Origin of the sequence: Nostoc sp. (assembly GCF_036917455.1) — a bacterium.
GTDB lineage: Bacteria > Cyanobacteriota > Cyanobacteriia > Cyanobacteriales > Nostocaceae > Nostoc.
Map to the genome: position 1 here is coordinate 1 of NZ_JBALDK010000038.1, position 15453 is coordinate 15453.

The 15453-nt window shown below is 41.9% G+C and carries 12 protein-coding genes, 1 pseudogene and 1 riboswitch; of the genes and pseudogenes, 4 read left to right on the forward strand and 9 right to left on the reverse strand.

Translation table 11 applies throughout. From position 1 onward, the window contains the following. Positions 1 to 107: 107 nt before the first annotated feature. The 3 genes and pseudogenes from V7K42_RS03965 to V7K42_RS03975 all read right to left on the reverse strand — a co-directional run. Positions 108 to 260 (reverse strand): annotated as a pseudogene (locus V7K42_RS03965) (DUF4346 domain-containing protein); the annotation flags it as partial. A 205-nt stretch (positions 261 to 465) separates the two neighbouring features. Further along, positions 466 to 2721, reverse strand: coding sequence for a 5-methyltetrahydropteroyltriglutamate--homocysteine S-methyltransferase (metE, locus tag V7K42_RS03970; RefSeq protein WP_334913745.1), 2256 nt, complete (start codon positions 2719 to 2721; stop codon positions 466 to 468). A 75-nt stretch (positions 2722 to 2796) separates the two neighbouring features. Continuing rightward, on the reverse strand, positions 2797 to 3207 hold the full coding sequence (locus V7K42_RS03975; RefSeq protein ID WP_334913747.1) for a DUF1636 domain-containing protein: 411 nt from the start codon (positions 3205 to 3207) through the stop codon (positions 2797 to 2799). Positions 3208 to 3508: 301 nt separating this feature from the next. After that, positions 3509 to 3651: riboswitch (cobalamin riboswitch) on the reverse strand. Between the two features lie 138 nt (positions 3652 to 3789). Between V7K42_RS03975 and V7K42_RS03980 the strand changes: the two genes are divergently transcribed. Beyond that, the gene (locus V7K42_RS03980; RefSeq protein WP_334913766.1) at positions 3790 to 4005 is read left to right on the forward strand and encodes an AMP-binding protein; all 216 of its coding nucleotides are present in this window, start codon (positions 3790 to 3792) and stop codon (positions 4003 to 4005) included. A gap of 153 nt (positions 4006 to 4158) precedes the next feature. On the opposite strand, the gene V7K42_RS03985 is transcribed toward V7K42_RS03980, so the two are convergent. The 3 genes from V7K42_RS03985 to tftA form a co-directional block, all read right to left on the reverse strand. Further along, entirely contained in the window at positions 4159 to 5793 is a 1635-nt protein-coding gene (locus V7K42_RS03985) for an alpha-D-glucose phosphate-specific phosphoglucomutase (protein ID WP_334913749.1), read from the reverse strand. Positions 5794 to 5949: 156 nt separating this feature from the next. Continuing rightward, on the reverse strand, positions 5950 to 6150 hold the full coding sequence (locus tag V7K42_RS03990; protein WP_334913751.1) for a BsuBI/PstI family type II restriction endonuclease: 201 nt from the start codon (positions 6148 to 6150) through the stop codon (positions 5950 to 5952). Positions 6151 to 6381: 231 nt separating this feature from the next. Further along, on the reverse strand, positions 6382 to 7734 hold the full coding sequence (tftA, locus tag V7K42_RS03995) for a hormogonium tapered terminus morphoprotein TftA (RefSeq protein ID WP_334913753.1): 1353 nt from the start codon (positions 7732 to 7734) through the stop codon (positions 6382 to 6384). A gap of 371 nt (positions 7735 to 8105) precedes the next feature. On the opposite strand from tftA, the gene dnaG reads away from it, so the two are divergent. From dnaG to V7K42_RS04010, 3 genes are all read left to right on the forward strand, one after another. Then, the gene (gene dnaG, locus V7K42_RS04000) at positions 8106 to 10049 is read left to right on the forward strand and encodes a DNA primase (RefSeq protein WP_334913755.1); all 1944 of its coding nucleotides are present in this window, start codon (positions 8106 to 8108) and stop codon (positions 10047 to 10049) included. 135 nt (positions 10050 to 10184) lie between these two features. Further along, positions 10185 to 10652 carry a DUF29 domain-containing protein gene (locus V7K42_RS04005; protein ID WP_334913757.1) on the forward strand — a complete coding sequence of 156 codons (468 nt, stop codon included), beginning with the start codon at positions 10185 to 10187 and terminating at the stop codon, positions 10650 to 10652. Positions 10653 to 11266: 614 nt separating this feature from the next. Next, the gene (locus V7K42_RS04010; RefSeq protein WP_334913760.1) at positions 11267 to 12937 is read left to right on the forward strand and encodes an MBL fold metallo-hydrolase; all 1671 of its coding nucleotides are present in this window, start codon (positions 11267 to 11269) and stop codon (positions 12935 to 12937) included. Between the two features lie 53 nt (positions 12938 to 12990). On the opposite strand, the gene V7K42_RS04015 is transcribed toward V7K42_RS04010, so the two are convergent. The 3 genes from V7K42_RS04015 to V7K42_RS04025 form a co-directional block, all read right to left on the reverse strand. Continuing rightward, positions 12991 to 13302: a DUF6679 family protein gene (locus V7K42_RS04015; protein WP_012408115.1), complete on the reverse strand. Its 312-nt coding sequence runs from the start codon at positions 13300 to 13302 to the stop codon at positions 12991 to 12993. A 581-nt stretch (positions 13303 to 13883) separates the two neighbouring features. Further along, positions 13884 to 14105, reverse strand: coding sequence for a hypothetical protein (locus V7K42_RS04020; RefSeq protein WP_334913762.1), 222 nt, complete (start codon positions 14103 to 14105; stop codon positions 13884 to 13886). A 215-nt stretch (positions 14106 to 14320) separates the two neighbouring features. Continuing rightward, the gene (locus V7K42_RS04025; RefSeq protein ID WP_334913764.1) at positions 14321 to 15109 is read right to left on the reverse strand and encodes a Nif3-like dinuclear metal center hexameric protein; all 789 of its coding nucleotides are present in this window, start codon (positions 15107 to 15109) and stop codon (positions 14321 to 14323) included. Between the last annotated feature and the right edge of the window lie 344 nt (positions 15110 to 15453).

Below are 15453 nucleotides of genomic sequence, written 5' to 3' on the forward strand. Positions count from 1 at the left end.
CAGTAAATATCTCAAAGCCTTATTTTTTCGTACAAACTAGCTAATTTAGAATGATTGCGTTTAGGGGCTATAGTCTAGCCCCATAAAGGCTTTGAACGTTTTCGGAGATGTCTATTAACTTCATTGGTAAAATGTTTCGCACAGATCAAGCCTGCTCCCCGATCTAAGTAGATGATAAAATAACCTGCCGGATCGAGTTCTAAAAATCGCTTGGATAGTTTGTAGTCAATTGCTGCGATCGTTTCCACTGTCGATATCATATTTAAACTCCATAACAAAAAGTACTGCTCTAAACGCAAACAGAAGCCTAAGCTTCAAATCTGCTCTTATCAAAGACCAAAGGTGTAAGTTGCTTCCCGTGGGGGTAGGTGAACGCACAAATGAGTAGATAATTGGGCGTTACCGTTAAGTTCAACAATAAGCAAGAGAGCAAAACTCTCAAACTAACCTCTGGGCCTATTTTTACTACGATTTCACAGTTACGTTTGCTTCCTCCCGTAGAACTTTCGTAGCTTCCACCATGTTTTTTAAAGCTGGAATCACCTCTGACCAACGACGAGTTTTCAAACCACAATCTGGATTTACCCAAATTTGTTTTACCGGTAAATTAGCAATTCCAGTCCGCAATTGTTGTAAAATCTGCTCAGTTGTCGGGACAACGGGACTATGAATATCGTAGACTCCATTACCAACTTGATGTGAGTAACCACCCTCTGTGATTTCTCGCAAAGTTTGATTATTGCTGCGACTATTTTCAATTGAAATAACATCAGCATCTAACCGTTCAATATCCTTGATAATGTCACCAAATTCGCAGTAGCACATGTGGGTATGAATTTGCGTTTGGGGTTGGGCTACTGCTGTCGCCAAACGAAATGCATCTACAGCCCAAGAAAGATATTCATTCCAGCGCTCAACTTTTAGGGGTAAACCCTCACGCAGCGCGGGTTCATCCACTTGAATTACCTTTGCACCAGCCGCTTCCAAATCCGCTACCTCATCCCGCAACGCTAAAGCAATTTGGAAAGCTTGTTCTGACTTGGAAATATCAGTCCGGGGATAAGACCAATTTAAGATAGTTACAGGAGCCGTCAACATCCCTTTTACAGGTTTTTCCGTCAAAGATTGAGCTACTTTAAACTCACGTACCGTCATTGGCGCAGTCCGAACCACGTCACCATAAATAATTGGTGGACGAACATAACGGCTACCGTAGCTTTGCACCCAACCATTTTCAGTGAAAGCGAAGCCTGATAACTGCTGTCCAAAAAATTCCACCATATCGGTGCGTTCAAATTCACCATGAACTAAAACATCTAATCCTAATTCCTCTTGTAAATTAATGCTTTCGGCAATTTGAACATCAATTGCAGCTTCGTATTCTGACTGACTCAATTCACCCCGTTTATAACGCATTCGGAGTTGGCGAACTTCAGAGGTTTGGGGAAAAGAACCAATTGTAGTTGTCGGGAACAGAGGAAGCAAAATTTGAGAATCTAGCCGCAATCCATAGGATAAGGAGCGCTGAAAATCATCAATCTTCAGAGTTTTCAGTCTTTTTTGAACTGACTGATTTGCTGGATTAAACTCCTCGAAATTATTCCAGCTAGTCTCGATAATTTCTTGCTCTGTTTTAGTGTTTTCTCCTGTTATTATCCGAGCCAAGAAAACAATTTCTTGAAGTTTCTGTTCAGCAAAACTTAAGACATCGCGTAGCTGTGATGGTAATCGTTTCTCTCGTTTGGCATCGTAGGGAAGAAATTGTAAGGAAGCAGATGGTTGAATATGTAGAGATGTCCCATGTAAAGTCTCTACAATCTCTTGTAAAATTGGAATAACTTTCTCGGAACGAATTTGCCAAATATTTCTTGCGTCTATAATTCCTACACCTAGTCGCTTATTTTGTGGGAAACCGTAAGTTTTAATTAACTCTAAGTTGCGTCCGCGTGTCAAGTCTAAGCTAATAGCAGCAACAGGTAAATCTATCACCCAAGGGTAAGTTTCACCCAAATCATCAAAATAAGTAACCAAGTGTAGGGGTATTTCAACTAACGAAAGTGATTGATAAACTGTTTGAAAGTGTTCTTTCCAAGAATTCGCATCACCTAAAACAAGTGCAGGTTCATGTATTTGCACTTCTTCTACTCCCAGATTTTTTAATTCAGTGAGTAGGTTTATGTATAGCGGAATTAACTTTGATACTGCTTGCTCAATATTTAGTGATAGTTTGCTTAAGCGCAGCAGAGTACAGGGACCAAGTACAATCGGAATTGCCCGTTTACCTAATATTTTTTGAGCGCGGCTAACTCGTTCTAAAAAGTCACTGAAATCAGACGGTAATATTGATTCTGCAATTTCCGGGACGAGATAGTGATAGTTAGTATCAAACCACTTGGTCATTTCCAAAGCGGGAATTCCTTCTTTACCTCGTGCCATTGTAAAGTAGCGTTCTAAGCCAGAAAGCTGTTGAAATCTTTCAGGAATCAGCCCAAAACGAAATGTCCAGTCAAGTACATGATCGTAGAGAGTTGTGTCTCCAATTCCAATATGGTCAATTCCGGCTTCAAGTTGGGTTTTCCAGTTAGATTCCTCGACTTTTCGCACGGTTTGGAGTAATGATTCTGACTCTAGATTACCACTCCAAAAAGCTTCTAACGCTTTCTTGACTTCCCGGTTTTTCCCAATACGGGGATAGCCTAATGTTGCTGTTTGAATCTGCATTACTTTCTGTTCCTTTGAAGACTAATGATTTAAGTACTAGAGATTAAGAACTGGTAAATTTTATCCAGTCATCAATTAACAACACCTTGTGTTTAATTTTGCCCACTTGTTTAGTGGTGGAATCTTTGCCAAAATCCCCTTTTTCAAAGGTTCAGGTCGTTCTGACCAAGGCAATAAACCATCAGGCTTAGTATAATATTCAGTTGCACATTTCAGTACAGCAGATGCACAGCCATCAACTGGTAAATCGCCAAAGAGATAGGTTGATTTCCCTTCTGCTGTAAAGGCAATAACACAAGAATGGTTACAAGCACTCATACATTCAACTCCCTGAATGAGGAATTTATTTCGCAATTCCCAATCTTGTGCAAGTTGTCGAAGTTGCTTTAGTAGTTGTTCACCTTTACTTTCACCAACTCGTTTACCGTTTTGCCACACGCTGTCACAAGTCGTGCAAACAAATAAAGTATGTTGTTTATTGAGCATTAATTTTGAAGTTTGTAGAGATAATTCTGAATCGCAGATATGACACGTTATGTTGCAGTCGTACAACTGCAACATAACGTGTCAATTTGGAAAAAATGATCTTGCAAAAGCTTTCACGCCAGCAAAAAACTAGCGCAAATGACAGTTACACCAAAGCGTAATTGCAATTATCAATAAACTGTCTGTAATTTCACAGCCATGAGTAGTCTGTGGGGTATCTCTGGCACTATGAGAACGTGAAACTGATGTATGGTTGAAATATTTATAGGGGTATTCACCTGTACCTCGCAGATGGGTATGAGTTTGTCTGTTACTTTCGGCGGGCATTCTGACTCACAAGGCGAACCTTGATTACAGCTGCGGGACAGCGCCGGATTTACACCGGACTTTCCCCCTTGCGTCTGATGGCTGACTCCCACCAGAACCGAGTTTATATTGGTCTCATAATAGCATGATTATGAATTTAGTAATACTTAAATTGATTGGTTGCAATAACTACCATTTGTTAGTGGGACTGTAGCTGTAGTTTGTTTAAATCGAGATTGGAAAGATATTTACCAGCAAAGTGAAGAGAATTTAGTCATTAATACTACATTTCAAGATTTAGCCTACGTAATTTACACATCAGGTTCTACAGGTAAATCTAAGGGAGTGGCGATCGCTCATTGCAGTTTAATCAGTGCATTTCATGGTTGGAAAAAAGCTTATCAACTCCAGTCCTTGACTAGTCATTTACAAATGGCGAGTTTTACTTTTGATGTGTTTTCAGGGGATGTCATTCCTTTTCAACCTGGGTAGCTCGGACTATCTTTTTCCACTAGACATTTCATTGATTCTGCCACTCTTCAATAGTTCATCTGTTCTAGCAAAGTTGACATGCTCCCAGGCAGAAGGCAGAAGATAGAAATTGAAGGAGGAGATAGATAATAACTCCTCACTCCTAACTTCTTATTAAGTGATTACAGTTGGTTGTTCCCGCCCTGTAAGTTCGCGGATCTGGGCTATCTCCTCAACAATAGCGATCAAAGAAGCAAGTGCTTCCTGTGGATCGAGGTTATGTTTAGCAGGATCTGCCTCATAGCTTTCTATATAAACTCTTAGCGTTGCACCTTGAGTCCCCGTCCCAGAAAGTCGCACCACAATGCGCGAACCATCGGTAAAGCCAATACGAATACCCTGTTTTTCGCTAATGCTGCCATCAACAGGATCGGTATAACTAAAGTCATCGCTGTATTCAACTTGATAGTTACCGAATTGCTTACCTTTGAGGGTTGGTAATAAGGAATGCAATCTTGCGATTAAGGTGTTTGCTGGCTCAATCTCTATCCCTTCATAGTCATGGCGGGAATAATAATTGCGTCCATAAGTCTGCCAATGTTCTTGGACAATTTGCTCAACAGATTGTTGCCGTTCTGCTAGGATATTCAACCAGAACAGAACCGCCCATACCCCATCTTTTTCTCGGATGTGGTTAGAACTAGTACCAAAGCTTTCTTCACCGCAGAGAGTCGCTTTACCCGCATCTAAAAGGTTGCCGAAAAACTTCCAACCAGTGGGCGTTTCATAAGATTCAATTCCAATCTGAGCAGCAACTCGATCCACAGCTTGACTAGTAGGCATCGATCGCGCTACACCAGCTAAACCCGAACTATAACCAGGGACTAGCTTGGCGTTTGCGGCTAACACTGCGAGGCTATCGCTAGGAGTGACAAAGAACTTACGCCCTAAGATCATATTGCGATCGCCATCTCCATCAAAAGCTGCCCCAAAGTCTGGTGCATTGTCACCGTACAAAATATCCACCAAATCATGGGCATAAACCAAGTTTGGATCGGGGTGTCCGCCCCCAAAGTCTTCTAGAGGTGTACCATTACACACAGTTCCCACTGGTGCGCCCAAACGTTTCTCGAAAATGGCATGGGCATAAGGGCCAGCTACCGCATGTAAGGCATCGATGCTGATCCGAAAATTTCCAGAAGTTAACAGTTGCTGAATGCGATCGAAATCAAACAGAGATTCCATTAACTCTTGATAATCTTGCACAGAGTCAATCACCTCAACTACCGTCTCTCCCAAATGTGACTCACCCAAGGTTTCTAAATCTACATCTGGTGCTTCCAGAATTTGGTAGCTATCAATCACTTTACTGCGATCGTAGATAGCCTCTGTCACCTTTTCCGGTGCTGGGCCACCGTTGCCAATGTTATATTTCACACCAAAGTCACCATTTGGCCCGCCCGGATTATGACTAGCAGACAAGATGATGCCGCCAATAGCCTGGTACTTGCGAATAATAGCGGAAGTTGCAGGAGTAGATAAAATCCCCCCCTGACCAACTTTAATCCGCCCAATGCCATTAGCAGCAGCCATTTTCAAAATGATTTGAATGGCTTGGCGGTTATAATAACGACCATCACCACCCAGAACTAGGGTTTCCCCCTGTAATTCCCCCACAGAATCGAAGATGGATTGGATAAAATTTTCCAGATAGTGGGGCTGCTGAAAAGGCTTAACTGCTTTCCGCAGTCCAGAAGTACCCGGCTTTTGGTCGCTAAAGGGAGTAGTAGAGATTTTACGGATGTTCATAGATCGTGTTTAACAAGGCATTTTCTCTTACAGCTTTGCATAAGTTCGTTACAAAAAAAATTGCCCTCTATTAAACCTTTGTGTATCCTCTGTACCTCTGGAGTGGTTCGTTATTACGCAAAGCTGTAGTGAGTACACCTGAATTCTGCCGTATACTCAAGAACTTTGCTTCTTTTCTATTTGGTAAGCCTGCAATAAAGATTCACCATTGAAATGAATTAGGTGAGTTGAATCTTCAGCAACCCAAACATCTGTTTCCCAAGCAATCTCTACCAGATATGCCACCATTGCCTTACGGCTGAGAAATGTTGTCACCATCACCAAAGGTATAGCAATCCTATTTGATTTCTGAATCACTCGTAGAGGTAAGGGATTGGGGACTGGGAAGAAGGAATAAAAGTGTACTTAGTTTTTTTCAAAAATCAAATATGAGTCCTATATAACAAATTTACGGCATCCTGATGTCTAAAGTAGATCGCATTATGCAGAACCTTTGATCATTTTGCTATGAAGTTATTAAACGAACCAAAAAGGGCGCAAAGTAAGAAAAGGGAGCAAGTAATTAGTGCAAGTTTAGTTACTCAAGACTCAAAGAAGTCCTGCTGATTCATATAATCGTTTGAGCATTGCGGAAATCTTCGTACTATAATCTAAATCTGCTGACCAGCGTCCTGATAACTGATCGATTAATGGCGCAATTCCTCTCGTTACAAAGCGAAACCGTGGATCTACTACTTCTTGTACCAAAGGTTCTAAACTAGCGTAAGCTTTCAAATGTTGGATGTGCGCCCTCACTCCAATTCTGGCACTTGGAAAAGATGCAGCCTCTGAACCGCCACCGATCGCACCTAAGCCAGCAAAGTTATTTTGCTCTGGTTTAATATCACCACCAAACCGTAAAAATCCAGTTTCTAGACACATTTGGCAAAAGGCAATATCATAGTTCACTCCTTCTATCCCTGATTCTTCTCGATAAAGTTTTGGGATGTCAGGAAACTTCGCCAAAGCATTTTCATTATTGTTTCTTAGAAATAATTGTAACTGGACTTCTGAAGTATTACCGTTTGACATCACGCGCGAAAATTGACCAGGACAAACCATCAAATTCGATCGCAAGCTGACAGTACGAGTTCCAGCATCCCAATTGACTGCAACATTAAAATCTCGCAGTTCGATGGCTTTGACATAAACTATTTTATGATAGGTAATCCGATTGACATTAGCTGCTTTTGAAAGGTCAATTCGTAGAAGGTCTACTAAATCAATAGGAATGTAAGCATTTCCATTAACTAAAACTCCTTTCTCTGAGTAATTCTGTCCATTAATATTAATATTTATTGGCGGATAATTTGCTTCAGATGGAGTTCCAGGAGTAGGATCAATTACACGGCTCCAAGTTACCAATCCATCGGCAATTCCTAAAGCAAAATCACGGCGACGAGTTTGCAGCAAAGCCCGATCTTCTGGATTGCTGAGAAACGCCACTTGCATCATCAAAGCTGGAAGCGTTGTCTGGCGACAAAAGACTAAACTACCTAATCCACTATCTGTATCTGGCTTGACTCCCCGATTCGGTAATTGCGGTACGCGGCGCAACAATGCCACTAACAATTGTTCACCATTGCTCCTACGATCGCTATTATTGGCAATATAAAAGACGCTAGCCCCACGCACAGAAGGACTGTTAGCCGCATTAGATTCAATTTCCAAGGCAACATCACCCCGCCGCCCGCGAGAATTGATCCAGGTGATGGTTTGGGCGGCACTCAAGTCATCGGGAACCGCCAAAATTTCCAAATTCCGCGCCCTCAGTTCCGTAACAATCAAATCCCGCAGCAGAATCATTTCTTTAGCTTCAGTTGTACCACCTGCGATCGCACCTTGATCAATCCCTCCAGCTTCCTTGCCTCCATGAGCCGCAGAAATAAAAATACGTCCCATTCTCAGTATTTCCTCTGATAAAATTAAGTGTAAGCAATTATATTAGTCATTCTTGGTCTAGCAACAAGAATATAATAGCTATCAGAAGTCATTTGTCCTGTGTCCTTTGTCCTTTTTTCAAAGTTAATGCTGAGGGATTGGGGACTGGGGACTGGGGACTGGAAAAAATGTTTCTAAGATATAACCCAGTTCATAGTACCGAATAACCACACGACTTACGCAGAGGTAAAGAAAAACAAACCGCATAGGACACAGAGGACACGGAGAAGTTAGAGTTTGAGAGATTTTTTGCGTAAGTCCTAACCCAATTCCCAATTCCCAGTCCCCAGTCCCCAATCCCCAATCCCCAATTCCCAATTCCCAAACGAAATATGCAAATCCCGCGCTTGCACCCAGACACAATTGAGGAAGTTAAACTACGGGCTGATATTGTAGATGTAGTCTCGGAATATGTAGTTTTACGCAAACGTGGGAAGGATTTTATCGGTTTATGCCCTTTCCATGATGAAAAATCTCCTAGTTTCACCGTCAGTCAAACCAAGCAAATGTACTATTGCTTCGGCTGTCAAGCTGGAGGAAATGCCATTAAGTTTGTCATGGAGTTGGGAAAGCGTTCTTTTGCTGATGTAGTCCTGGATTTAGCACGGCGTTATCAAGTACCTGTACAAACTCTAGAACCCGAACAACGTCAAGAATTACAGCGTCAGCTATCTTTGCGCGAACAATTATATGAAGTTTTGGCTTCGTCAGCACAATTTTACCAACATGCTCTGAGACAATCCCAAGGGCAAAAAGCACTTGAATATTTACAATCTAACCGCCAACTCAAACAAGAAACTATACAACAATTTGGCTTAGGTTATGCCCCCGCAGGTTGGGAAACTCTCTATCGTTATCTTGTCCAAGATAAACATTACCCAGCGCAGATACTAGAAAAAGCGGGATTAATCAAGCCACGCAAGGAAGGAGGCGGTTATTATGATGTATTCCGCGATCGCCTAATGATTCCCATCCGCGATGTCCAAGGGCGTGTCATTGCCTTTGGTGGAAGAACTCTGACTGATGAACAACCTAAATATCTAAATTCACCAGAAACGGAACTTTTCAGTAAAGGTAAAACATTATTTGCCCTAGATCAAGCCAAAGGTGGAATTTCCCAACTCGATCAAGCTGTGGTGGTAGAGGGATATTTTGATGCGATCGCTCTCCACGCTGCTGGTATTAATAACGCTATAGCCTCCCTCGGTACAGCTTTAAGCTTAGAACAAGTCCGGCTAATATTACGCTATACCGAATCGAAACAATTAGTACTCAATTTTGATGCTGATAAAGCCGGAACCAATGCCGCCGAACGTGCGATCGGGGAAATTGCCGAATTAGCATACAAGGGCGAAGTTCAGCTAAAAATTCTGAATTTACCCGATGGGAAGGATGCTGATGAATATTTGCATAGCCACACCCCGGAAGATTATGCAGAACTGCTAAAAAATGCCCCACTTTGGTTAGACTGGCAGATTCAGCAAATTATTCAAAACCGCGACTTAAAACAAGCTACTGATTTTCAGCAAGTAACTCAGCAATTAGTTAAATTACTTAAAAATATAGCTAATAGCGATACAAGAAATTATTACGTTTCCTACTGTGCAGAAATACTCAGTTTGGGAGATACCAGACTTATACCCCTGCGAGTCGAAAATCTGCTAACTCAAATTGCTCCGGCTGCGGTTGCATACATTAAGCCCGTATCAGCAAAAAAAGCATGGGGAAATAGCCAAGTTTCTCACTCTCCACTTCCTACAGAACGGAGTCTTTTAGAACACGCAGAAGCCTTATTACTGCGAATTTACTTACATTGTCCTGAACAGCGTCAAGCGATTATTACCGAATTAGAGGAGCGAGATTTGCAATTTAGCCTTTCTCACCACCGATTTTTATGGCAACAGATTTTAGAAATCTCATCAGGTGATGGAGAGACGAGGAATTTTGCGTCTCAACCAGATTTAATTTCCCGCTTGCAAGACCATTTTTTAGAGTTTAGTAGCGAGATGGGGTTAATTTCCCATTTATTCCATATAAATGAAAAAAACCAAAAAGAAATACTTCGGACAACGCAAGTAGTTCAAGCTGCGATCGCTTGCATGGATTTAGTCATGCTGGAAAAACGCTATCGTCACTTTTTAGAATTATGGCAACAAACCGATCCAGAAGCTGAACCAGAGCGTTATCAATCTTATTATCAGGCTTTCTACGCCGAAAAAATTAAGCTTCAGAAAATAGACAGGCAACGGCTGTTTTCCATCACAGACTTGTTGTAGATAACATCCTCAGCAGGAAGTCTATTTATCTCAAAAATCAGGTTGGCATTGGATGTGCGATCGCTTTCATCGCTACGATCGGATAAAGTTTCGGGGCTAACTGGAATCTTAAGTCACTAGGAGTTGATCTGAAAAATGCCTAACACGCTATACGATCGAGATTTGCAATTATGGATTGAGCAAACCATTCAACAGTTACAAAATCATGAATTTGAGGCGTTGGATATTCAGCATTTGATTGAGGAGCTAGTTGATTTAGGTAAGGCAGAGAAAAATGCCTTGAAAAGCAATCTGACAATTCTGTTGGCGCATTTACTCAAGCTACGAGTTCAGCATGATGTACCCGATAGTATGAAAGGAAGCTGGTTTAGCTCAATACTTGAACATCGTCAGCGAGTTCTGAATAATTTAGCAGATACTCCTTCTCTAAAAAGTTTTCTCTTAGAGGCAGTGGAAAAAGCCTACCCAGACGCTCGCAAGCTAGGAATTAAAGAAAGCAAGCTAGCTAAGTTTGGGGTTCGCATACCCCAGGAAAGTGAGTATCCTACCGTTTGTCCTTTTTCAATTGACCAGATTCTAGATGAGGATTTTTACGGTTTGTAAAGGATTGCTCTTACTGTTACATTGCTTAATATTTAAATGGATAGACAGGTGAACCGAAAGGTTTTACAATCTGACTGATTACGGTAAATTTACTTATTGTCTAATCAACATAAGCATAGTAAAGATTTTCTAGTGATTACATTTGATTGCGGAAGCACTAAATTAATATAAGAAAGTCTTGAATAAAGGGCAGCAAGCAAATGGATGTAAAGCTGATTCTAGCTGGATTAACAGTTGTATTCACGCTTTCGTGCCTGTTTTTTGGCACGAAAAATGGATTCTATGATTCCGATAACTATCACGGAAATGGCTCTGCACATTGAGTTCAATCTGTAGATGTGGCTTCGCGTAGGGTGAGTTAGCTAAGATAGCTCAAAACTTGCAAAGGGAAAATACATAAAAGGCAAACTCCTTTAGCTCCTAGTTTGATGGCTTTTAGTTAGCCCACCTTTCCGAAGAAGTGCGGGTTCGCAAAGGTGTCCTCCCCAATCAAAATCTGTATTCTCAGGGTGTAGGGGCGCACTATAAAACTTACCCCTAAGTCACAAAACCAAAATTTGTGTAATTTTTGGCTTTTGGGATATGTCTATGATGAGATTTGAGGGGAGGAGAGCATGAGGGATAATCTGTCGGCATCCTCTGGCGTAGATGCTGCGGAGGCAGGTAGTGAATTAGAATGTTTGCCCTATAGTGTCCAGCATGACAATGAGGGCGTGTGTTTACTGGTGAAGATGGGCCCACACCGCATTCTATTGGATTGTGGTATGGAGGATATTTCATCGCTCGGTAAGGGGCTTACGAAGTCGGAAGGTAAATCTAGTTCGCCCCTACCAGCAGATTTAGTTTTGATTAGTCATGCCCACCCAGATCATGCTAGGGGCTTGCTGGCACTGCATAAAGCTTTTCCCAAGTTACCTATTTATGGTAGTGAAGTAACCAGTAAATTACTGCCACTGAATTGGCTAAACGAAGACGCTGAGGAAATTTCCAAATTTTGTCATGCTTTGCCGTTGCGATCGCCTGTAGAATTCCAAGATGGTTTAGTAGCAGAATTATTTCCCGCCGGACATCTACCAGGAGCAGTGGCAATTCTCCTTACCTACACTACCAAGCAGCGTACCTACAAGTTACTATACACCGGAGATTTTTTCTTATCAAACTCCCGCTTGGTAGAAGGTTTGCGTTTAGAAGAACTGCGGGGCTTAGATTTGGATGTGCTAATTATTGAAGGTAGTTATGGTACATCCCGTCATCCTCACCGCCGCAACCAAGAAAATCAACTAGCAGAACGAATTAATCGCGCGATCGCTGACCATTGTTCTGTCATCCTACCCACTCCTGCTTTAGGATTGGGTCAAGAGGTGCTAATGCTATTACGCTCTCATCACCACTTCACCGGACGAGATTTAGATATCTGGGTAGATGGTGCTGTTGCTACTGGTTGTGATGCCTACCTAGAACTTCTACCCCACCTCCCCCCATCTGTACAGAACTTTGCCCGCCATCAACCTTTATTTTGGGATGAACGAGTGCGTCCCCGCGTGCGTCGTTTACAAGCAGAACATCGTCCCACTGTGGGCAAGTCACCTTGTATTGTTCTCACCGACTCTACAGATGATTTGAACAAGCACTGCCAACTAGACACAGGCCCTTGGCTGATTCTTTTACCAGAAAAAATTGATATAAAAGTTAATAAAGAATATTTAGCACCTACTACTGTCGAAACCTATCTCTTAGCTCAACATAGCGATGGCCCTGGTACTACGCAGCTAATTCATAATTTGCGACCCCAGCATGTCATTTTTGTCCACGGTTCTCCTGCTTATTTAGCAGACTTGACTAGCTTAGAGGAGTTGCAAAACCGCTACCATGTACATTCTCCGGCGGCTAACACTTTAGTAGAATTACCTATCGGTGACACATTTTTACAACCGGCAGCACCAGAGACAAACTACGAAGGCGAACTAACAGAGTTAGGGACAGTAATCACAATCACCCTCCCCAATGTGATTACTGCCGATCCGCGTTGGCGGCAATTTGCCGATACTGGTTTAATCGAAGCTCGTTGGCAAGGGGAAGAATTAGTCTTAAGGGGATTGTCTCAACGAGAGCTTCTCAGTCAAAATAGCGATCGCTATACATGGACAGATGTAGACTGCTGCGGTACTTGCCGACATCAAAGAGGGCAGAGATGTTGGAACCCAGCTTCGCCATTGTATAACTTTAAAGTAACTCTCGAAGGTTACTGTCCCGCCTTTGAAGGCTTGTCTAATCCTGAGTCCTGAGTACTAAGTTAGGATTATTACTCAGCACTCAGAACTCAGCACTCAGCACTGAATTATTCTGGATTCGAGTCAGTGTAACGGTTGTGGATGCGCTCTGCTTCAGGGCAATCTTCAGTCATCAGAGGTTCCACATTCCCGCGCGGTACTGAAGCCAGTTTTTGCGTTACAGCACCAATGCTCTCGAGGCGAACCATTTCTTCCCAAGAACAAACTTCGTCCTCTTCTTCTGTTTCATAGCGTAGGGTAACTAAATCTCCCTCTATGTCTATGATGCGGGCGCGTTCAATCCAGCGTTGCTGGTCCCGCAAGAAAACACATACCTCGCGCCCATCGCAACACAGTTGATAAATCTTGCGGTGTAGCATGTATTGTTTCTGCCTTTTTAAACAACGTAGTTAAACCTTTCAAAATCTGGGTTCTACCCCATTACATTACACCTTTAAGAGGTTAATTTCACCTTAGAGAACAAGTATCCTTCAGAACCCAATCCCAAAATTTGCTTGTAGTTGTCAAAATACCGGGAAATGTTGGGTCATAAATGAATGCTTATTCTAGCAATGAACTCAATCTCCTTCCGGCTCGTTTTACGGAATGTCTGCTTCATAGAAGTCAAACAGTTCCGAACCTGTCCTAAGCAGGCTCATATTTTCTGGTGAGTCATTCTTACCATTATGTAATAAATAATACTCCAAAACAATCGTTGATTGCGGTTGTTTAATTTGCCTACTTTTAATCATTGGCATTTGTGAGAAGTCTGGGGACTTGACTTTACTATTACCCACTTGTATCTGATCTTAACTCATTCTTTTGCTGACCTTGATAGTTTTCAACAACAACACCTAAAGAGTTTTGAATTTTTAAGGTTTTTTGCCCAGACAGGAGAGTGAGGAATGAGCAGAAATACTTACACGAAGCTTTCCTCAGTTCCTCTGGTTCTTTTGGAGTATCAGCAAGATTTGTTATGTGGTAAAGGAAATTCCATCAGCACGTTCGACGAGGATGCTTCTCGTTTAATTTTACCTGCGCGAACTGCATCATATAGGGTTGCCAGAGCTGGCAAATCCTCTGACTGATAGCATTTAGTAGCGAGTACTTGGTGAAGTAAACCCTCAGATTCAACACTAAGATATCCAGTTTGGAAAGCAGATTCAATGATTGTGCGAATCATCTTGGTTGGGGCAAAGTAAACAATTTGTTACCTCAAGTGTGGAACATTTTCTTGTGCAACTAATTGATATGAAACATTGATGCAATGTGATTATAGTTACACATACTTAGTGATATATATCACAATCAATGATATAAAACATGAGTATTTAGATAGAATATTTGAGATTTATGGTTAGATTTCAATACAAAATTATTCAGTATTAATGTTGATAATTAAGCAAAAAACTGGCGAAAATCTTCATCTTTTTGACTTAGCTGCACCCAGTCTAGGTTTAAAGCCTGGAATTTTTGCACCAAACGATCGCAAGCCGGACGTTCGGTAGCATAATGTCCAGCATCGATTAAGATGATATTGCAATCGCGGCTTTCTTGAAACTGATGAAATTTACAATCAGAAGTCAGATAAGCTGTCGCACCAGTTTTGGCGACGGCTGAAATGTAACCAGCCCCCGAACCACCCAAAACAGCAACTCGTGAAATTGTTTGCTGTAAATCAGCACTGGGGGAAAAAATCAAATTAGGGGGAGCAAGTCGGGTTTGAATGGTTGCGAGTAATTCTTGTAGTGTTAAAAATGGCTCTAGCAAACCAACACGACCATATCCTAAGCCTCCTTGTGTCGGTACTATGGGGGTAACTTCTTTGAGTTCTAAAATCTGAGCTAAAACGTCAGCAGTCCCATCCTGTACTTGGTCGAAATTGGTGTGGGCGCTGTAAATACCAATATTGTGGGTAAAAGCTAACCGTACCATTTCTGCGATCGCTTCACCAGTGCGTAAAGATTTGAGAGGATTAAAAATCAAGGGATGATGGGCAAATATCAGATTAGCATTCAGAGCGATCGCTTCTTGCATTACTACCAAAGTCGGTGTCAAACATACCAAAACCCGTGCTTTTTCCTGCAAAATTCCTGGTTCAATTTGCCAGCCACAATTATCCCAGCTTTCGCACCAAGCAGGATTTGCCCATGCTTCAAACCAAGTAATTAAATCAGTAATTTTCATAATTATTTTCTTCAGCAATTTTCAAACAATTCTGGGGGTTAAGTCCCAGTTACATTACTTAATTACGAATTACGTTAGCGTAGCGCGAAGAAGTCCGCGAATGTCATTACGAATCAGTAGACCTCTTGCAAAAGTCTCTAGCACCTCACCCCCAACCTCTCCTCGCTTGCGGGGCTACGGTGTATACACAAGTCTGAAAATAGCTGAAGAACTCAGGTTTTACCCCACCCTAACCCTCCCCTTATAAAGGGCTTGTCATTACCAACATCTTTTAAAGTGAGGTAAGGGTGTAATAGAGTCAGAGTATGAAGTTGAAAAATTTCACAGACCTCAATGCTTGGGCA